Source organism: Acinetobacter parvus DSM 16617 = CIP 108168, assembly GCF_000368025.1.
Taxonomy (GTDB): domain Bacteria; phylum Pseudomonadota; class Gammaproteobacteria; order Pseudomonadales; family Moraxellaceae; genus Acinetobacter; species Acinetobacter parvus.
In genome coordinates, this window is the sequence record NZ_KB849211.1 from 764,569 (window position 1) to 783,386 (window position 18,818).

15 protein-coding genes and 4 pseudogenes are annotated in these 18,818 nt (G+C 40.8%); 12 read left to right on the forward strand and 7 right to left on the reverse strand.

Annotated elements, in window-relative coordinates:
- Positions 1 to 124: 124 nt before the first annotated feature.
- Positions 125 to 1,840, forward strand: a complete 1,716-nt coding sequence (locus F988_RS05620; RefSeq protein WP_004681662.1) for a proline--tRNA ligase — start codon at positions 125 to 127, stop codon at positions 1,838 to 1,840.
- A 57-nt stretch (positions 1,841 to 1,897) separates the two neighbouring features.
- On the opposite strand, the gene F988_RS05625 is transcribed toward F988_RS05620, so the two are convergent.
- Positions 1,898 to 2,242: a zinc ribbon domain-containing protein YjdM gene (locus F988_RS05625; protein WP_004681663.1), complete on the reverse strand. Its 345-nt coding sequence runs from the start codon at positions 2,240 to 2,242 to the stop codon at positions 1,898 to 1,900.
- Between the two features lie 173 nt (positions 2,243 to 2,415).
- Positions 2,416 to 2,514 (reverse strand): annotated as a pseudogene (locus tag F988_RS15200) (hypothetical protein); the annotation flags it as partial.
- A gap of 189 nt (positions 2,515 to 2,703) precedes the next feature.
- Between F988_RS15200 and ygfZ the strand changes: the two are divergent.
- The 3 genes and pseudogenes from ygfZ to F988_RS05640 all read left to right on the forward strand — a co-directional run bounded on the left by ygfZ (position 2,704) and on the right by F988_RS05640 (position 5,054).
- Positions 2,704 to 3,426 carry a CAF17-like 4Fe-4S cluster assembly/insertion protein YgfZ gene (gene ygfZ, locus F988_RS05630; protein ID WP_004681666.1) on the forward strand — a complete coding sequence of 241 codons (723 nt, stop codon included), beginning with the start codon at positions 2,704 to 2,706 and terminating at the stop codon, positions 3,424 to 3,426.
- Positions 3,427 to 3,481: 55 nt separating this feature from the next.
- Positions 3,482 to 4,003: pseudogene (locus F988_RS05635) on the forward strand (DsbC family protein); the annotation flags it as partial.
- A 244-nt stretch (positions 4,004 to 4,247) separates the two neighbouring features.
- Positions 4,248 to 5,054, forward strand: coding sequence for a tetratricopeptide repeat protein (locus tag F988_RS05640; protein ID WP_004681669.1), 807 nt, complete (start codon positions 4,248 to 4,250; stop codon positions 5,052 to 5,054).
- A gap of 180 nt (positions 5,055 to 5,234) precedes the next feature.
- Here the strand turns inward: F988_RS05640 and F988_RS14440 are convergent.
- A pseudogene (locus F988_RS14440) lies at positions 5,235 to 6,689 on the reverse strand (TonB-dependent receptor domain-containing protein); the annotation flags it as partial.
- 208 nt (positions 6,690 to 6,897) lie between these two features.
- Between F988_RS14440 and mutM the strand changes: the two are divergent.
- Genes mutM through F988_RS05670 form a run of 3 tightly spaced genes read left to right on the forward strand, consistent with a single transcriptional unit; the run spans position 6,898 to position 8,455 of the window.
- Positions 6,898 to 7,716: a bifunctional DNA-formamidopyrimidine glycosylase/DNA-(apurinic or apyrimidinic site) lyase gene (gene mutM, locus F988_RS05660; RefSeq protein WP_004681674.1), complete on the forward strand. Its 819-nt coding sequence runs from the start codon at positions 6,898 to 6,900 to the stop codon at positions 7,714 to 7,716.
- A gap of 32 nt (positions 7,717 to 7,748) precedes the next feature.
- Entirely contained in the window at positions 7,749 to 8,039 is a 291-nt protein-coding gene (locus F988_RS05665) for a peptidylprolyl isomerase (RefSeq protein WP_004681675.1), read from the forward strand.
- Positions 8,036 to 8,455 (forward strand): hypothetical protein, encoded by a 420-nt coding sequence (locus F988_RS05670; protein WP_004681677.1) that lies wholly within the window; start codon positions 8,036 to 8,038, stop codon positions 8,453 to 8,455. Before F988_RS05665 ends, F988_RS05670 begins: the two co-directional genes overlap by 4 nt.
- 7 nt (positions 8,456 to 8,462) lie before the next feature.
- On the opposite strand, the gene F988_RS05675 is transcribed toward F988_RS05670, so the two are convergent.
- The 3 genes from F988_RS05675 to typA all read right to left on the reverse strand — a co-directional run bounded on the left by F988_RS05675 (position 8,463) and on the right by typA (position 11,460).
- Positions 8,463 to 8,792 carry a gamma-glutamylcyclotransferase family protein gene (locus tag F988_RS05675; RefSeq protein ID WP_004681678.1) on the reverse strand — a complete coding sequence of 110 codons (330 nt, stop codon included), beginning with the start codon at positions 8,790 to 8,792 and terminating at the stop codon, positions 8,463 to 8,465.
- 157 nt (positions 8,793 to 8,949) lie between these two features.
- The gene (gene mscL, locus F988_RS05680; protein ID WP_004678293.1) at positions 8,950 to 9,381 is read right to left on the reverse strand and encodes a large conductance mechanosensitive channel protein MscL; all 432 of its coding nucleotides are present in this window, start codon (positions 9,379 to 9,381) and stop codon (positions 8,950 to 8,952) included.
- Positions 9,382 to 9,624: 243 nt separating this feature from the next.
- Positions 9,625 to 11,460 (reverse strand): translational GTPase TypA, encoded by a 1,836-nt coding sequence (gene typA, locus F988_RS05685; RefSeq protein WP_004681681.1) that lies wholly within the window; start codon positions 11,458 to 11,460, stop codon positions 9,625 to 9,627.
- Between the two features lie 177 nt (positions 11,461 to 11,637).
- On the opposite strand from typA, the gene F988_RS05690 reads away from it, so the two are divergent.
- The 5 genes and pseudogenes from F988_RS05690 (at position 11,638) to F988_RS15205 (ending at position 17,448) form a co-directional block, all read left to right on the forward strand.
- A complete protein-coding gene (locus F988_RS05690; protein WP_004681682.1) occupies positions 11,638 to 12,996 on the forward strand; it encodes a uracil-xanthine permease family protein in 1,359 nt (452 codons plus the stop codon).
- A gap of 62 nt (positions 12,997 to 13,058) precedes the next feature.
- Entirely contained in the window at positions 13,059 to 14,084 is a 1,026-nt protein-coding gene (locus tag F988_RS05695) for a methyltransferase (protein WP_004681683.1), read from the forward strand.
- 278 nt (positions 14,085 to 14,362) lie between these two features.
- Positions 14,363 to 15,821, forward strand: a pseudogene (locus F988_RS15055) (amino acid permease).
- A 255-nt stretch (positions 15,822 to 16,076) separates the two neighbouring features.
- Positions 16,077 to 17,282: an RtcB family protein gene (locus F988_RS05705; protein WP_004681688.1), complete on the forward strand. Its 1,206-nt coding sequence runs from the start codon at positions 16,077 to 16,079 to the stop codon at positions 17,280 to 17,282.
- Positions 17,283 to 17,286: 4 nt separating this feature from the next.
- A complete protein-coding gene (locus F988_RS15205; RefSeq protein ID WP_004681689.1) occupies positions 17,287 to 17,448 on the forward strand; it encodes a hypothetical protein in 162 nt (53 codons plus the stop codon).
- Between the two features lie 48 nt (positions 17,449 to 17,496).
- Here the strand turns inward: F988_RS15205 and omp38 are convergent, their stop codons facing one another.
- Entirely contained in the window at positions 17,497 to 18,564 is a 1,068-nt protein-coding gene (omp38, locus tag F988_RS05710; RefSeq protein WP_004681691.1) for an outer membrane protein Omp38, read from the reverse strand.
- Between the last annotated feature and the right edge of the window lie 254 nt (positions 18,565 to 18,818).

Sequence of the window (18,818 nt, forward strand, 5' to 3'; positions counted from 1 at the left end):
GCCTCACTTTACTTTTCCCGAAATTCCATGATTCATGGCATAATGCCAAAACTTACAAGTGGAGAGATCTTTTCCGCCACTGTTGCAGCTTTTTCCAATCACACTTAACTTTAGGATTGTTTCCATGCGCGCAAGCCGCTTTTTATTTGCAACGTTAAGAGAAACCCCAAATGATGCTGAAGTCATTTCACACCAGCTCATGTTACGTGCGGGGATGATTCGTAAACTCGCTTCTGGCTTATACTCTTGGTTGCCCATGGGAACGCGTGTTTTAAAGAAAGTGGATGCTATTGTCCGTGAGGAAATGAATCGTTCGGGCGCTTTAGAAGTGTTTATGCCAGTGACCCAGCCTGCGGCGTTGTGGGAGGAGTCTGGACGCTTTGAACAGTATGGCCCAGAACTGTTACGCTTTAAAGATCGTCATGACAATCCTTTTGTACTGGGTCCAACGCACGAAGAAGTCATTACCGATTTGGCACGCAATGAGCTAAAAAGCTATAAGCAGTTGCCTGTCAATTTTTATCAGATTCAAACCAAGTTCCGTGATGAAATTCGCCCACGTTTTGGTGTGATGCGTTCCCGTGAATTCATCATGAAAGATGCTTATTCATTCCATGCAGATCAAGCTTCATTACAACAAACCTATGACGTGATGTACGACACTTACTGCCGTATCTTTACTCGTCTTGGTCTGGATTTCCGCCCTGTTGAAGCGGATACAGGCTCAATTGGCGGTTCAAGTTCGCATGAATTTCATGTACTGGCTTCAAGCGGTGAAGATGATGTGATCTTCTCAACTGAATCTGACTATGCAGCGAACATGGAAAAAGCCGAAGCCATTCTGGTCGGCGAACGTGCGGCACCAGCTCAAGCACTGGCGATTGTTGACACACCAAACCAGAAAACCATTGCAGAGGTTTGCCAGTTCCTGAACGCTGATGCCAAACAATCGGTTAAGGCTTTACTGGTTCAGGGTCAGGTTGATGAACATGGCAACACTCCTGTGATTGCCCTATTCCTGAGAGGCGATCATGAACTGAATGAAATTAAGGCCGAGAAACATCCACTCATTGCTGCTCCACTTAGCTTTGCCACTGAAGAGCAAATCAGTGCACTGGGATTGAAGACTGGTTTTATTGGTCCTCAAGGTTTACTGAAAAAAGGTTTAACCGTAATTGTGGATCGTGCGGCATCGGTATTGTCTGACTTTATTGCAGGTGCAAATGAAGCTGACAAACATGCCACAGGTGTCAACTGGCAACGCGATGCACATTTTACTGAAGTCTATGATCTGCGTAATGTGGTTGAGGGTGATCCATCCCCAGATGGTAAAGGTACACTACTCATCAAACGTGGTATTGAAGTGGGTCATATCTTCCAGTTAGGCACCAAATATTCTGAAGCGCTGGGCTGTAAGGTTCTGGGTGAAGATGGCAAGCCATTTACAGTCACCATGGGTTGTTATGGTATTGGTGTGACCCGTGTGGTTGCTGCTGCCATTGAACAGAACTATGATGACAAAGGCATTATCTGGCCACAGGCCATTGCACCTTTTGAAGTTGCAATTGTGCCAATGAATGCACATAAATCACCACGCACTCTGGAAGCTGCCGAGGCACTTTATGCAGAGTTGCAGGCACAGGGTTATGATGTGCTATTCGATGACCGTAATGAACGTCCAGGCGTGAAATTCTCTGACCTTGAACTGATGGGAATTCCTCACCGTATTGTCATCGGTGAGAAAGGTTTGGATGCAGGCACTTTTGAATACAAGGGTCGCCGTGATACGGAAGCCAGCAACCTCAGCAAAGATGAATTGCTTGCAAAATTAGCAGGTTGATAAAACATCATCCTAATAGGAAAGAGCATTTTGATGCTCTTTCCTAAACCAATTGCATTAAGCTTTTTTGACAAACTCAGATTTCAGTTTCATGGCACCAATGCCATCAATCTTACAGTCAATATTATGACCATCACTCGCATCAGTAATCAAACGGATGGTCTTTACTTTCGTACCAACTTTCACTACTGATGAGGAACCTTTAATTTTCAGGTCTTTAACCACTATGACACTGTCACCATCCGCCAACACATTACCATTGGCATCTTTAATAATTTCCTGTTGCTCTGATGCCTGCCCCTCACCCTGTTTCCACTCATGTGAACATTCAGGACAGATGAATAATTCTCCATCTTGATAAGTATATTCTGATTGGCATTGTGGGCAATTTGGAAAAGACATAAAAAATCTCAAAAGCATTATTATGCGAGATAGAATGCTTTTTGCAAAATTTTAGTTTTTATTATTTTTCATCACTCCAGAAAATTTATGTCACTAAAACGTTTATCAATCATTCATTTTATTCATCAGGAATTTCAGCTTCCACCAACAAGCCCAATAAATATAAGGATTCCTGCCATCCATTTCGCCAATGCATCTGGAACCAGGAAAGCTTTAAAGACACGCTCTGCTGGGGCCTTGAATACTCGATGTAATTTAACTGTACCTGTCATTTTTATTTTCCATCATTGTTGATCACTATTGTTATATTTGTCATCACCATGAATCAATCGTTGCGATAGCTTTGGTTGCCCATTCTGTCATAAATAAATAAGCAGAATCTAAAGCTGTTTTTTTGTGAAAAATAGCGCAAAATAAGCCCTTATATTGTAATGAACAGAACTTTGCTTTGGGATTGATTTATGAGTCAGCTTGCTTTTACTGCTTTTAGCTTAAATGGTGTAGATGCACAAAAATTCCTACAAGGTCAGGTGACTGTACATGTTGAGCGTCTGCCAGAGAATGAAAGTCGCTACACCGCTATTTGTGATTTAAAAGGGCGTATTCATTTTGGTGTGTGGATCAAAAGATTAAATCCAGAAAGTTTTGAACTGGTGACAACTCAGGATCAGGCAGAAGAGTTTTCCAGACATATTAAAAAGTTTGGTGCTTTCTCAAAAATGAAACTGGAAGAGGTTGGTCAAGTTTTTCCAGGTTTTATAGGCAACCATACCGAGTTTTCTTCAACAGAAACAGATATAAATGCATGGCAAATACAAGCCATTCAATCTGGACAGGCTTGGATTACCCAAGCAACTGAACATCTGTTCCAGCCCCAGGAACTGCGTCTGCATCAACGAGAGGGTGTGCATTTTGATAAAGGTTGTTATCTAGGACAGGAAATTGTGGCACGCCTATGGTTTAAGGCAAAACCTAAACACTGGTTGCATTTGATTCAAGGGAATGATGCTGTACCCGCTCCTGCAACCCAACTCAGTAAAGATGTAGAAGTCGTTAATAGTATCGCTTTTGAAGATGGTTATTTAGCTTTGGTGATTGCCAAACCGACCGCACTGGAAGAACTTCATTTAACCGTTTTAGATTTACCAGAAGCTTTAAATGGTGACGTGGCGAGGCCTCAATAATTTTTATGCGATAGGATTGCCCAAGATTCAAATGGGCGCTATTGTTCCATCATACTATCTGTTTATTGGTCAACTGGTCGATCCAAAAAACCAAAAAAATTTAACCGAAAAACGTTTAATTGAGTTCAATAAAATTGATGTTAAACAACTGCCATTAGAGCAAGCTATTCGATATGTTAAAGGTGATGGTAAACGTACACTCCATATATTTACAGATCCCGACTGCCCTTATTGTCAGAAACTGGAACAGTATATGACCGCCATTGATAATGTGACAGTCTATTTATTTCCGTTCCCATTAAAAACTCTCCATCCTCAGGCAGAAGAAATTGCCAACAAAATCTGGTGTGCTAAAAACCAGTATGAAGCTTGGGAAGATTATATGCTACATCGCAAAACTCCAAAAAATTCAGGACAATGTTCCACCCCAATTCAAAAGAATTTGATCTTGGGACAAAAACTACAAATTAACGGAACACCCACCCTATTTTTGAAAAATGGTGTCCGTATCGCTGGTATGCCACAAAATGCAGAACAGATTGAACAATTACTAAACTCAGGCAAGCAATCTAAATAAATGAATAAATTAACAGTAGACTGACTATTTCTACATGATGTATTCACATTTTTCTTTATCAGTATTTTGAAATAATTTATATATTTCAAAATACTACAAAGCTAGAATATATTTAGCCATAAATATTGACATACAAAATTTACATTTACATTTTATGCGAAAATCTTAAACTTATTTGGGTCACAACATTGTTTTCTGCCAACAACAAAGGATTGCGGCAGATTTACATGAAAGGAAAGGAAAGATGAAAAAGTTGCTCATTGCCAACCTAATCATGGTTGCAAGCCATTCGGTATTTGCAGCAGACAATAAAACCTCAGCAGCTCCAGATGTCTTTGCAAAAGCCACTCAACTTTATGAAGCAAAGAATTATCATGAAGCATTTCAGGAAATGCAGCGGCTAGCAAATACAGGCAATGCCCAGGCAATTTATAATGTGGGTTATATGACCCAAATCGGGCAAGGCACAGTGAAAGATGAAAAAAAAGCTTTGCAATATTATCAGGATGCCTCCAACAAAGGATTTGGTAAGGCCAGCTTTATCTTGGCACAAGCCTATCATAAAGGGAATTTAGGCCTCCCTAAAGATGCTCAAAAATACAAGGAATATTTAGATAAAGCATCTGTACAAGGTTCTGAGGAAGCCTCAGTTGAATTTGCAGATTTGTTGTTTAAACAGGGTAAACCTGAATATGACCAAATTGCAATTCAACGCTTACTGCCTTTGCTACGCAAGGATTATTACCCAGCACAAAATCTTAAAGCAATTTATGATCTTGGTATTGGTGTAAAAAATAAAAATCCAATTATGCAACAACAAGCGGTTGAGAGCCTAAAGGAGCTAGCGAAGAAAGGTTATGCACCATCACTGATGATATTAGGAAATATGTTGGCAAATGGTGGAATTCTTGATCAAAACCTCGAAGAAGCCAGAAATATTTTTGCACGCCTTGCTCAGGCAAATTATCCAAATGCCAAAGAATCATTAGCTCAGGTTGAAGAAGCGATTGCTGCCAAAAAAGCCGCTCCAGCTCAGCCACCTAAAAAATAAATAACCGAGCAGTATCTTATTTCAGGTACTGCTCGTTCTGCTAAAATTGCTTACTTACTCTCATCCCTACACTGAGCTTACGCCCATCAGCAGGTTCAAAAAATGGGCTATTCCCCTCATTAACGATGACTGAACCGATATAATTTTTATTAAACAGGTTATCTACCCGAGAAAAACCATGAATGTTGGTGTTTCAAAGCCTTTGGCATAACTTGCATAGATCAATGCCTGTGGCATGAATTGCCAACTTAAAGCAACGGATGGCAAGATTTCTTCATAAGTTGTTTTACCGCTATTATCACCATTTAGACCAACAATATAATGATCTTTGGATTTGTAATGTACGTTACTGTATCGTATCCCCGTATCTAAACGCATTTTGGGTAGAAATGACCATGATGCTTGTAGATAAGGATCAATATTCCATAAATTATTTCGCTCATCTCGGCGCAAAGCACCCACAATCCCTTTATCACCCTGATCATTAAAATTTTGGAAACCCTGCCGATCTTCATTCATGGCATCTATAGAAACACCAGCAGTAAATTGGGTTTTAGGACATAAATTCTTACCCGTCCATCGAAAATCAGTTCCATAGTAGCCACGTTTAAAATCAATCACCCCACCCGCCTGATAAGGTGTATTGGGATTTTTTTGAACTATATCAGGAATAGACTGATATTGAATGACTTGCCGCTGTCCGATATAAGCCATGGCATAAAATTCATGTTGATCATTGATTGGCTTTGACCATGTTACACCAGTCTGGATCTGATCAATTTTTTTACGCGCCTGATAATCCAGGACATTTTTGCAACTTGTTTGGGATTGTTCTCCCACTCTGCTCGAGTTAGTCCACCTGGATCAGCAGCATCAATATTGACGTAATTAGTGACCCAGTTAATCTTGCTGCCATCATCCAGATTCCATGTCAGTTTGGCATTATTTAAGGTTTTATTGGCACCGCTATGGTCACGGAAACCATCAGTATCAAAATAAGATGAACTAATGATATAACTCGGCTCATTTTGCTTGTCCGTCCCTCCTTGTAATATCAAACCCGCACGATTTTTATGATGACTTCCTCCAGCATAACTCATTTCAATAGAATCTTTACCTTGCCCTTCTTTGGTCGTTGCCAGAATTGCGCCACCCGATGAGTTTCCGTACAGGGAAGAAAATGGCCCAGTTAGAACTTCAAGATGATCCAAGCTACTCAAGTCAATATTAGAGGTCTGCCCCTGCCCATCAGGCATGGTTGCAGGAATACCATCAGTATATAAACGGATTCCCCTTACCTCAAAAGTAGAACGGGCACCAAAACCACGCATCGAAAGCTGTAAATCCTGCGCGTAGCTCTCTCGGTTGCGTAGCTGGATGCTCGGAATCCCTTTAACCAGTTCAGTCAGGTTGACCTGGGCAGATTGATCTGCTTTAGGGCTTTCAATACGGAAAATTGAAAGCTGGTGTTTCCATATAGGTGGTATTGGTACGGGTTGCCTCGACTTTAATTGGGATAAGTTGCTGTATTGGCTGTGTCTCTATATCAACTTTAGCAGCCCATACCAAGGAGCTATTCAACCCCATACTTACCGCAACACAACCGTATAAAAAATTCAGTTTAATTAAAGGCATAGAAATTCCTTATGGACCTGAAATATAAGAAAGCAATTTTCAAAGACAAGCATGAGTTATTTTAATATTGATCTTATCTCATTGGGATTCACTAAAATGATCAAAAACTAGTATTTATCAACCTTAGCAAATAAAATTAAAGGTCGATATTATTGTAAGTAAAACATTTGCCCTCATTGTATTGTTGTTGAAACAACTTGAGCTCACTATGCCCGAACTTCCAGAAGTTGAAACCACAAAAACCAGTTTACTGCCGCTTTTAGAGCAACGTGTACAAGCTATAAGAGTACACAATCCTAGTTTGCGCTGGCCTATCCCTGATGATCTTGAAAAATTAATTGGTCAACGTTTAATTCAACTCAAACGTCGTTCCAAATATATTTTGGCTGAATTCGAACAAGATCAAATGCTTTGGCATTTAGGCATGTCAGGTAGTTTTCGCTTGTGCCAACCCAGTGACGAATTGCGGAAACATGATCATTTAATTATTGATTTTGAAGATATTCAACTGCGCTATCATGATCCACGTCGTTTTGGCTGTATTCTTTGGCTAGATCAGGACAATCAGTCCAAGCTTATTGACACACTTGGTCCAGAACCTTTAAGTGAAGATTTTAATGCGACTTATTTGTTAGAAAAGCTAAATAAGAAGAATGTCGGTATTAAAATTGCACTTATGGATAATCATGTGGTGGTAGGTGTTGGTAATATTTACGCAACTGAAAGTTTATTCAACATTGGGGTTCATCCTGCGCAACCTTCTTTAACTTTAACTCAAGCACAAGTTGAAAAGTTGGTGATTGAGGTCAAGCGCATCCTAAAACAAGCGATTGATCTTGGCGGTTCAACTTTACGTGACTATAGTAATGCGATGGGGGAAAATGGTTATTTCCAACAAACGCTGCTTGCTTATGGTCGCGCAGGTGAAATGTGTGTCAACTGCGAAACCAAGCTGGAGAATTTAAAGTTGGGACAACGCGCCAGTGTGTTCTGCCCACAGTGTCAACCCTTAAATAAGAAAGCTTAGTTATTTCAATGTTTTCTCAAGGAGAGTGATTTATGCAGACTGCAATTGTTCGGCATATTCTGGTCAAGGATAAAGACTTGGCAGAACAACTGAAAAAGCGGATTCATTCTGGCGCGGACTTTGCGAAAATTGCCAAGCAATATTCAACATGCAACTCAGCAAAACGTGGTGGTGAACTCGGTGAAGTGAAGAAAGGGCAGCTCGTTCCTGTGATCGACAAACTGGTTTTTACTGCCGCGGAGAGAGTCTTACACGGTCCAATTAAAAGCCAGTTTGGTTTTCATCTGGTTGAAATTAAATTTCGTATGGAGGGATTGAGATGACCCCAATTAAACTTGAGCCTATAAACTACTCATCACTCAATGCAAAAGCTCAAGAAACGTATAACTTTCATAAAATGGCAGCAATACTCGCTGATTATGGCTATAACTGCTTATGGCTCAATGATGATTGGAACGGTGCAGATTGCATTGCTGTACATATAAGCGGTCTTTCAGATGCCAAAATCCAACTTAAAGGCTGTATTTCATTTGCACAAAAATATCGAGGAAAAAACCTTTATATTGCTTTCTTTGAATTAGGCGATTTATACATTTACCCACACGATCTAGTATTAGACCAAGTAGAAAGTTTTATTGCCGACCAAATATGGTTAGCGAAAGGTACTTATTTTCAAACCAAAATTACCAAAAGATTTGCACAAATAATCGCACCTTATAAAGTTCCTAAAATGAAATAGCCTATCTTTACATTTCCTTCATCACATAAGTCCATGCCTGTACAATCTCACCAGTATCCAGAATAGTTTTTACTTGCACTCTTGTATATTGCACACCCTCAAAATCATCCAGCATTTGCCAATTTTCTGCCAATTTTTCAGTGCTAAACAGATAACCTTCTACCAATGCGTCTTTTTCATTTAAAATAATGGCTGGTAAACCCTTATCTGGTCCCCAATCTAAAATATGAATTGTTCCATGTATAGAAGCTTTTTCCCAGTCACCACCTATTCCAGCAAGAATATGGGCATTCTCCCGATTTGGGCAAAGTGTGCCGTAGACAAACAAGCGATTCATAGATTTATCCCACTTTAATATTTTTCAGCATGTTAAAGTGAAATAATTAAACTTTCCATGTTTAGTATCTCCAATTATTCAAATAACTTTTACCAATTATTTTTCAATCAGGCATAAAAAATGGCATATCGAGATGCCATTTTATTTTCAGGAATTTTTAACCCTGTTTTTTCAATTCATCACGGATTTCACGTAACAACTGAATATCTTCTGGTGTTGCTGCTGGTTCAGGAGCGACTTCCTGTTGTTTACGAATACGGTTCATCACTTTCACCATAAGAAACACAACCCATGCCAAAATAATGAAATTAAGAAAGATGGTTAAGAAATTACCATAGGTCAAAACATTGACACCTGCTTTTGTTAATTGATCTAAAGACTGTAAATTATTTGGATTGTCTCCGAGCACAATAAACTTCTGGGTAAAATCAACACCTCCACCTGTAATAACTGAAATAAGTGGCATGATGATATCTTTCACCAATGAATCAATAATTTTACCAAATGCACCACCAATAATGACACCAATGGCAAGATCCATCATATTACCTTTGATAGCAAACTCTTTAAATTCTTGAATAATACTCATCTATAACTCTCCAGAGTTGAACTTAATCGCAACCCATTTTTACATTGTTTATTACACAGGTGCGGCTATGGCATGATGTTGATAATTTAATATTTTTATCAAAAAAGAAAGCTATTTCACACTTTAACAACACTTTTTATTTTAATAAAAATATGTGCTTAAGCATCTCTCGGCCATTAAGTCTACGCAATGAAAAAACCGCTAAATAGAATTAGCGGTTTTTTCTTTTTCAGTTAAGAAAAATTATTTATCACGATTACGTTTACGTTCGTTTTCAGTCAAGTAACGCTTACGAATACGAATTGATTTTGGTGTTACTTCAACTAGCTCATCATCTTCAATGAATTCAAGCGCTTGTTCAAGCGTATATTCCAGTGCAGGTGTTAAAGTCAATGCTTCATCAGTACCAGATGCACGGACGTTGGTGAGCTGTTTCGCTTTAGTTGGGTTAACAACCATATCGTCTGAACGGGAGTTAATACCGATGATCATGCCTTCATATACTTCAAGCTGTGGTTTAGCAAATAAACGACCACGGTCTTGAAGTGTAAATAATGCATAGCCCAGGCAAGTACCTTGAACCATAGAGATCAACACACCGTTTTGACGCTTTGCCACAGTACCTGCTTTTGCTGGACCGTAATGTGAGAAGCTTGATGTCATAATCCCTGTACCAGAGGTCATGGTCAGGAACTCTGAACGGAAACCAATCAAACCACGTGAAGGTACAGTCGCTTCAATACGGATACGACCTTTACCATCAACTTCCATATTGGTCATTTCACCTTTACGGAAGCCCATTTGTTCCATAACTGAACCTTGATGCTGTTCTTCAACATCAAACGTTACATTTTCGTATGGCTCTTGTTTTTCACCATCGATTTCTTTCATGATGACTTGTGGACGAGAAACACCCATCTCGAAGCCTTCACGACGCATGTTTTCAATCAATACTGAAAGGTGAAGTTCACCACGACCAGAAACCTTGAAACGGTCTGGACTATCCGTATCTTCAACACGTAATGCCACATTGTGAATCAATTCGCGGTCAAGACGTTCACGAATATTACGTGAAGTCACGAATTTACCTTCTTTACCCGCAAATGGTGAGTTGTTCACCTGGAACGTCATCGAAACTGTAGGTTCATCTACAGACAATGGCGGTAACGCTTCAACATTTTTCGGATCACAAATCGTGTCAGAAATGTTTAATGCATCAATACCTGTAATACAGATGATATCGCCTGCTGATGCAGATTCAACATCAACACGCTCTAAACCGTGGTAACCCATAATTTTAAGGATACGACCGTTACGTGTCTTACCTTCTTTATCAATTACAGTCACTTGGGTGTTTAACTTTACAGAACCACGTTGAATACGACCAACGCCGATCACACCTACGAAACTGTTATAGTCAAGTGAAGAAATCTGCATCTGGAATGGACCATCAACATCAACGGCTGGTGGTTCAACGATATCAACGATGGTTTGGAACAATGGTGTCATATCATCAGCAAGTTCCTCTGGTGATGGACCTGCAACACCACGAAGACCTGAAGCATAAACGATTGGGAAATCCAATTGCTCATCAGTTGCACCCAAGTTATCAAATAAATCAAATACCTGATCAATAACCCAATCACAACGAGCACTTGGCTTGTCAACTTTGTTAATAATTACGATTGGCTTCAAACCACGTGCGAACGCTTTTTGCGTTACGAAACGAGTTTGTGGCATTGGACCTTCCTGAGAGTCAACCAGAAGCAATACGCAGTCAACCATCGACATTACACGTTCAACTTCACCACCGAAGTCGGCGTGTCCTGGGGTGTCAACGATGTTGATGCGATATTCAGTGTTGGTACGTGCATCTAACCATTTGATTGCAGTGTTTTTTGCAAGAATGGTAATACCACGTTCAGACTCAAGCGCGTTAGAATCCATAACACGTTCAATCTCGCCTGCGCGATCACCAAGAGCACCTGATTGTTGTAAAAGTTTGTCTACAAGAGTCGTTTTACCATGATCGACGTGCGCAATAATGGCAATGTTACGGAGAGTTTTAATATCTGACATGTAAAATTCGATACGCTTTAAATTTGAGGGCAAATTATACAGAAGAATCCTAAACTTTAGTAGTGACAGTTTATTGACAGAGTACTTTTTTTCTGACGAAACGTTACAGAATCGTTGGTAAAGTAGGCCAACTCTATTAGAATATTCCACTAATGCTTATCGCTTTTTTATACTCCCATGCCAAATTCCCAACCTCAACAACAGCTTGATCTGGTCTATGGACTCAATGATCAACCGAAACCTTTTGTTGCATTTTTAGCCGCGTTACAGCATCTTTTGGCAATCCTAGTGCCTATCGTAACCCCTGGGTTATTGATCTGTCTGGCACTTGGCGTGTCCCGCGAAGACACCAACATGATCCTGTCCATGTCATTGATTATTTCAGGGATTGCGACCTTTTTACAGTGCAAAAAAGTTGGACCATTTGGTGCAGGATTGCTGATTGTGCAAGGGACCAGCTTCAATTTTATTGGCCCCATCATTGGGATTGGCAGTGCCATGGTTGCAGCAGGGACATCCGTTGAACAGGTGATGGCAGCCATTTTTGGGGTGGTAATTGCGGGTTCATTCATCGAAATGGGTGTCTCCAGAATTCTACCCTGGGTTAAAAAGCTGATTACTCCACTTGTGACAGGCATTGTGGTTTTGCTGATTGGCTTAACCTTGATTAAAGAAGGTTTGATCAGCATGGGCGGTGGTTATACTGCGATGCAGGACAATACCTTTGCCAATGCAGATAACCTGATCATGTCCTGTACTGTGCTGGGAATTATTATTTTACTGAATCGTATCCGTATAATTTGGGTGAAAAGTTCAGCAATTTTAATTGCTTTGGTCATTGGTTATATCCTTGCTGGATTTATGGGACATTTAAACTTTTCTGTGTTGCAGGATGCGCCACTGATCCAGATTCCCATCCCAATGCACTTTGGATTAAGCTTTTCATGGAGCCTGTTTATTCCAATGGCATTTATCTATTTGGTCACTTCACTGGAAGCGATTGGTGATGTGACCGCCACCAGTAAAATTTCCAATCAGCCTGTTGATGGTCCAATCTGGATGCAACGAATTAAGGGTGGTGTATTGGTCAATGGTGCGAACTCATTTCTGGCGGGTATTTTCAATACATTCCCAAGTTCTGTGTTTGCTCAAAACAATGGTGTCATTCAACTGACAGGGGTCGCAAGCCGTTATGTCGGGATCTGGATTGCCATGCTGCTAATTATTTTGGGACTATTCCCTGCTGTTGCAGCGGTCATTCAGGCTGTACCCCAAGCTGTGCTCGGTGGTGCGGTAATGGTGATGTTCGGTGCTGTTGCTGCGTCTGGAATCAATATCCTTGCCAGCATCCAGTTAGACCGCCGCGCTTTGCTGATTATTGCGATTTCACTTGCATTAGGTTTAGGTGTAGCACAAGTTCCACAAATCCTTGAACATCTTCCTGAATTATTCAAAAACATTTTCAGCTCAGGTGTTGCAACGGGTGGTATTGCCGCGTTGATTTTAAATATTGTTTTACCTGAAACTCAAAAATAGTCTTTTAACCATCGTAATTGCCCAGTTTCACCACTGGGCTTTGTTTTTGATGAGAGATCAAAATGGATCCACGTAGTGAAGTCGTTTTACGACAACAAGATTATTTAAATGGGCAAGTTTTACTGATTAATGCGCCCAACGACCAACTCGCCAAAAATTTACCTAGTCAAGTACAAGCGTCTGTCTGGACTTGGAATTATGCTGATCATCAAGGTTTTCAAAGCGGTGGTATAAATTCATATTTTTCAGTTGAGTTTCCACAAGCAAGTTTTGATCAGGTTGTTATTTTCGTTCCAAAATCTAAAGAGTTATTGAATTATATTCTTCATGTCGTGGTTAGCCAGTTAACACTCGGTCAAAGCGTATTTTTAGTAGGTGAAAAAAAAGGCGGTGTTGAACGTGCTGCAAAACAGCTGTTGCAGTATGGCAAAGCTTTCAAACTTGACAGCGCACGTCATTGTCAACTTTGGCACATGAAAATTGAAAAGACTGAAATACACAAACCACTTGACCATTGGTTAAAAAACTATATTGTGCAAGTCAATCAAGAACAGCTCGAAATCTGTGCTTTACCGGGTGTATTTAGTCAAGACCATTTAGATGTCGGTACAGCCGTACTATTGCCTTACCTGAATCAAATAAAATCAGGCAAGATTGCCGACTTTGGTTGCGGTGCTGGAATTATTAGTGCTTATTTAGCCAAACTTAATCCAAACCAGCACATTTTTGCACTTGATGTTGATGCATTTGCATTACGCTCCACTGAACTGACCTTTCAACGAAACGGTTTAAATTTAACACAGCTACATCTACAGCCTGTCACAGGTTTTGTTGATGCACCTAAAGATCTAGATGCCATCGTCAGTAATCCACCTTTTCATCAAGGTATTCATACCAATTACGATGCAAGTAAAGAACTCTGCCAATTGGCGAAAAAGCATCTGAAAAGCTCAGGTGAACTATGGATCGTGGCTAATCGTTTTCTAAATTATCCACCTCTGATTGAGCAGAGCTTTGGTCAATGTCTTGTGAAAGCAGATCAACAGGGATTCAAGGTGTTATATGCCTGTGCAAACAGGGTCAGCTGATACTTTATCTATGGTTGCGGCAGAGAATATTTTTTAGGCGGTATAAGGCATGGGTGATGAAATTTAGTGATTCTAAATGAATCAGCCATAACGCTATAGCGGCAAAAAATATTCCTGCCCCGAAGGGTTATGGTTGAAATTCCCTCACTCTTCGTTATGAAACTTAGTAATAGAGTCGCTATTACTTTCGTTTCATGCCTTGATTGATGAAATTTCAGCCTATAACGCAACCCATATATAAAGTGTCAACAGACCCTTATACAGTTTAAGGAATTTTTATGAGCGATACATCTGCTCCCCAGCATCTCCAGCGTAAGCTTGGGGCACGCCACCTAAATATGATTGCCATTGGCGGTTCAATTGGCACAGGCTTATTCCTTGCTTCGGGTTCTACCATTGCCACCGCAGGTCCAGGTGGTGCGTTATTGGCATATGCTTTAATTGGTATCATGATTTATTTTCTGATGACCAGTCTAGGGGAACTCGCCACCCATAACCCAAGCTCTGGTGCATTCTTTACCTATGGCAGCCGCTATGTTGAAGAGGGTTTTGGCTTCGCACTGGGTTGGAACTACTGGTATAACTGGGCAATTACTGTTGCTTTTGAATTGGTTGCGGTACAGTTCATTATGAAATTCTGGTTTCCTGAGATTGCAGGTTTTTACTGGAGTGCCATTTTCCTTGCCGTGATTTTTGGCATTAATGCCATGACCGTCAAAGGCTTTGGTGAAAGCGAATTCTGGTTTTCCATGATTAAAGTGGTTGCGATTATCGTCTTTATCATCATTGGGATTGCCATGATTGTAAAAATCATGCTTACACCTGATGTATCGGTATGGAGCAACTGGACCAAGGGGGATGCGCCTTTTGTGGGGGGGGCTGCAAGCCCTGGTCGGGGTCGCCATGATTGCGGGATTCTCTTTTCAGGGCACTGAAATGGTGGGCGTTGCCGCAGGTGAATCCAAAGACCCAAAGAAAACCATTCCATTGGCGATTAAACAGATTTTCTGGCGGATTTTGCTGTTCTATATCCTGTGTATTTTTATCATTGGTACATTGGTCAGCTATGATAATCCACTGTTATTACATGCAGCCGAAAGTGAAAATATTGCCCTGTCACCCTTTACCTTACTGTACGAAAAAGCGGGCTTGGCCTTTGCCGCAGGCTTAATGAATGCGGTGATTCTGAGTGCGATTTTATCTGCGGGTAACTCTGGGATGTACTCCTCTACCCGCATGCTGTTTGATATGGCAAAAGAGGGGCGTGCGCCAAAATGGTTTTCCAAACTGGATACTCGTGGCGTTCCCATGAATGCCTTGTATGCAACCACAGCCGTTGCGGCGCTCTGTTTCCTGACCACTTTTATTGGCGAGCAACAGGTTTTTAACTGGTTGTTGAATATGTCAGGCATGTGCGGATTTATCGTCTGGCTCGGCATTGCCATTTCACACTACCGTTTCCGCAAAGGCTATACAGCACAGGGCTATAAAATCATAGACCTTGCCTACCGTGCCAAGTTCTTCCCATTCGCACCTTGGTTTGCATTTATTCTTTGTTCAGTCATTATTTTAGGTCAAAATTATCAGGCAGTTCTGGGTGGCAAAATTGACTGGTTAGGCTTACTTTCAACCTATATCAGCATTCCATTATTCCTGATCATTTGGTTAGGCTATAAATGGAAACATAAAACCAAACTGATTGCCTACAAAGACATGAATGTGAAAGAGGGCGAATAAAAAACCATTTTTTACTTGACCATTATGAAAATTTGAGTAAAATTCACGCTCATATTTTCAACGGCACTATTTTATAGGAGGACAACATCATGCCATTACTACAAGGAATAACTTACTAAGGTTTGGCACGTTGTCGTCTCACGGACAAGTGACAAATCTGCTGATCACTTGTCCGAATGCTTTATTAGACCTGGCATTCGCTAGGTTTTTTTACGCCTATTCGGACAGAAAAATTAAAATGACCGAGATAAGAAAATGGGCATACAAAAAATTCTCAATGCAGAAGCGCATTATGGCGTTCCAGTGAAAATATTCACCAACGACATTGATAGCGACAGTATTGAACAACTCAAGAAAATGGCCCAACTGCAATTTATTTATTCACATATTGCTGTCATGCCAGACGTGCATGTGGGTAAGGGTGCAACCGTTGGCAGCGTGATTCCAACCAAAAACGCGATTATTCCTGCGGCGGTAGGTGTGGATATTGGTTGTGGCATGAATGCAGTTCGACTCAACCTCAAGGCATCCCAATTACCAGACAATCTTGCACCGTTACGGCATGCAATTGAACGCAAGGTGCCTGTCGGCTTTGAATTGCACAAGCAAATCAAAGCCAAGGCTTCCAGCATTATTCCATTGGAAAAACGCTTGCAGCCGATCATTCAAAAACATCCAGGCTTGGTTCGGATGTTGCGAAAGTTTGATGCAACCTGGCAAAAACAACTCGGTACTTTAGGTGGTGGCAACCATTTTATTGAGCTATGTCTGGATGAAAATCAGGATGTCTGGATCATGCTGCATTCAGGTAGTCGCGGCTTGGGTAATGTGATTGGCACCTATTTTATCGAACTGGCAAAGAAAGAAGCACAGCACCGTTTTGGTCATGTCCCTGACAAGGATTTAAGCTACTTTGCTGAGGGTTCAGCCAGTTTCAATGACTATGTGGAAGCAGTGGAATGGGCACAAAACTATGCTTTTGAGAATCGTCGGGAAATGATGCGACTAATTCTGGAAGCCATTCGCCCACTTCTCCCCCCCTTTCAAATGACTAAAGAAGCGATTAATTGCCACCATAACTATGTCAGTCGGGAGAATCATTTTGGCGAAGATTTATTAATTACCCGTAAAGGCGCTATTCGGGCAGGTCAGGATGAACTCGGTATCATCCCAGGTTCAATGGGTGCTCGCTCTTATATTGTTAAGGGCAAGGCAAATCCTGAATCATTCTGTTCATGCTCACATGGTGCGGGACGGAAAATGAGTCGCAACAAGGCAAAACTCTTGTTTAGTCAAGATGATTTGATTCAACAAACCCAAGGGATTGAATGCCGTAAAGATGCAGGGGTGATTGATGAAATTCCAAGTGCATACAAAGACATTGATCAGGTCATGGCAAACCAGTCTGACTTGATTGAAATTGTACATACACTCAAACAAATTTTATGTATTAAAGGCTAAGACGATGAAACTTAAAGATATGCCAAAAATTAAGGCTCGCAATCCTGTTGCACTCTCTCCCTTACTTCACAAGGGAGGCATTCATGAAAGCGAAAAACCGAAATCCCAACATCGTAAGGAACGTAAAGATACCAAAAAGTTTCTGAACAAAACTGCTTGGCTCTAGTAAAAAAGCGGCTCAATTGAGCCGCCCTTTCATATCATCAAGACTCAATTACTGAGCTTGTTGACCTGGTTGTACAACAACAGTACGGCTACCAGTGATCGCAGCGAATACGCGACGGTTCATAGCACGACCTTCTTTAGTCTTGTTGTCTGCAATCGGTTGATCCCAAGCGAAGCCCTGAGTTGTCAAGCGAGTTGCGTTAACATTGTATTCATTCACAAGTGCAGACTTAACAGAGTTGGCACGAGCCAAAGATAAACGTTCGTTCAACTTACGTGGACCCGTGTTGTCTGTGTGACCTTCAATGCGAGCAGTCGCATTCGGATACTCAGACAATTTCTCTGCCACTTTCGCAATTTCAGACTTGTACTGCGGCTTGATGTCTGACTTGTTGGTATCAAAGAAGACACGAAGTTCCATGTTAAGGTCTTCAGTCATCTCTTGTGGCTGCGGCTGAACTGGTACTGGTACTGGTACTGGTACTGGAACAACTTCAACTACTGGTGCAGCTGGCTTCAAGTGACCACCAAGAACAACGTTTAAACCAGCAAGTGCGGTGTAGTTCCAGAAGTCTTCGTCGATATTATAAGTACCACGAGCTTCAGTACGAAGAGATAAAGCATCGTTTAAGCGCCAGAAAGCACCGATACCAGCATTACCTAGAGTACCTTCTTCTTTCAAACCACGACCAACACGACCTAACTCTGCTTCATTAGCATCAGTAAAAGAGTATTTGTAATGACCAGCACCTAACAATACATATGGCTTGATTTTGCTGTCATAGTTTTTAGTGATCAAATCAGAAGTAACATAGAAGTTACCGTTGATTTGTTGTTGCTTATATTCAGAGTTAGCAGCAAGGCTGTCAACATCACCTTTAACTTGGTTATATTCAACTTCGAAACCTAACCAAGGTGTTAATTCAACACCAATAGCAGCACCAACGAATAAATCGTCTTGTAGTTCGCCACCGTTAGTTAAGTGCTTATCACCATTGTTGTGTTTAGTGTCTTGGAATGTGTAACCAAGCAATAATGGAGTGATTGTTACGCCCGCGTTAGCAGCAGCTAAAGGAGCAGCAACAAGCATAGCAAGTGCAATACGACTCAATTTCATGGATATCCTCCAAAGATAAAAATTATTTAAGCTTGCTCTAGTAATTTTTTGAACACTGATGACTTATTCTATCTGTCTCAGTCATTCATTTCACGTTGAATCATACAAACACTTGAGAAATTTTCCAAGCATTTAGCAATATTTAGCCCTCGACTCTCGAAAGATATTATCCCCCACTCAAGATAGCAGCTAAGTAAATTTTCATGCAACGTTGTTCTAGCGCATGAAGTCTATCATTTTTTAATCAAAAATCA

Coding starts and splice junctions, on each gene's coding strand:
- F988_RS05620 (WP_004681662.1), top strand. CDS start 125: ATGCGCGCAAGCCGCTTTTTATTTGCAACGTTAAGAGAAACCCCAAAT.
- F988_RS05625 (WP_004681663.1), bottom strand. CDS start 2,242: ATGTCTTTTCCAAATTGCCCACAATGCCAATCAGAATATACTTATCAA.
- ygfZ (WP_004681666.1), top strand. CDS start 2,704: ATGAGTCAGCTTGCTTTTACTGCTTTTAGCTTAAATGGTGTAGATGCA.
- F988_RS05640 (WP_004681669.1), top strand. CDS start 4,248: ATGAAAAAGTTGCTCATTGCCAACCTAATCATGGTTGCAAGCCATTCG.
- mutM (WP_004681674.1), top strand. CDS start 6,898: ATGCCCGAACTTCCAGAAGTTGAAACCACAAAAACCAGTTTACTGCCG.
- F988_RS05665 (WP_004681675.1), top strand. CDS start 7,749: ATGCAGACTGCAATTGTTCGGCATATTCTGGTCAAGGATAAAGACTTG.
- F988_RS05670 (WP_004681677.1), top strand. CDS start 8,036: ATGACCCCAATTAAACTTGAGCCTATAAACTACTCATCACTCAATGCA.
- F988_RS05675 (WP_004681678.1), bottom strand. CDS start 8,792: ATGAATCGCTTGTTTGTCTACGGCACACTTTGCCCAAATCGGGAGAAT.
- mscL (WP_004678293.1), bottom strand. CDS start 9,381: ATGAGTATTATTCAAGAATTTAAAGAGTTTGCTATCAAAGGTAATATG.
- typA (WP_004681681.1), bottom strand. CDS start 11,460: ATGTCAGATATTAAAACTCTCCGTAACATTGCCATTATTGCGCACGTC.
- F988_RS05690 (WP_004681682.1), top strand. CDS start 11,638: ATGCCAAATTCCCAACCTCAACAACAGCTTGATCTGGTCTATGGACTC.
- F988_RS05695 (WP_004681683.1), top strand. CDS start 13,059: ATGGATCCACGTAGTGAAGTCGTTTTACGACAACAAGATTATTTAAAT.
- F988_RS05705 (WP_004681688.1), top strand. CDS start 16,077: ATGGGCATACAAAAAATTCTCAATGCAGAAGCGCATTATGGCGTTCCA.
- F988_RS15205 (WP_004681689.1), top strand. CDS start 17,287: ATGAAACTTAAAGATATGCCAAAAATTAAGGCTCGCAATCCTGTTGCA.
- omp38 (WP_004681691.1), bottom strand. CDS start 18,564: ATGAAATTGAGTCGTATTGCACTTGCTATGCTTGTTGCTGCTCCTTTA.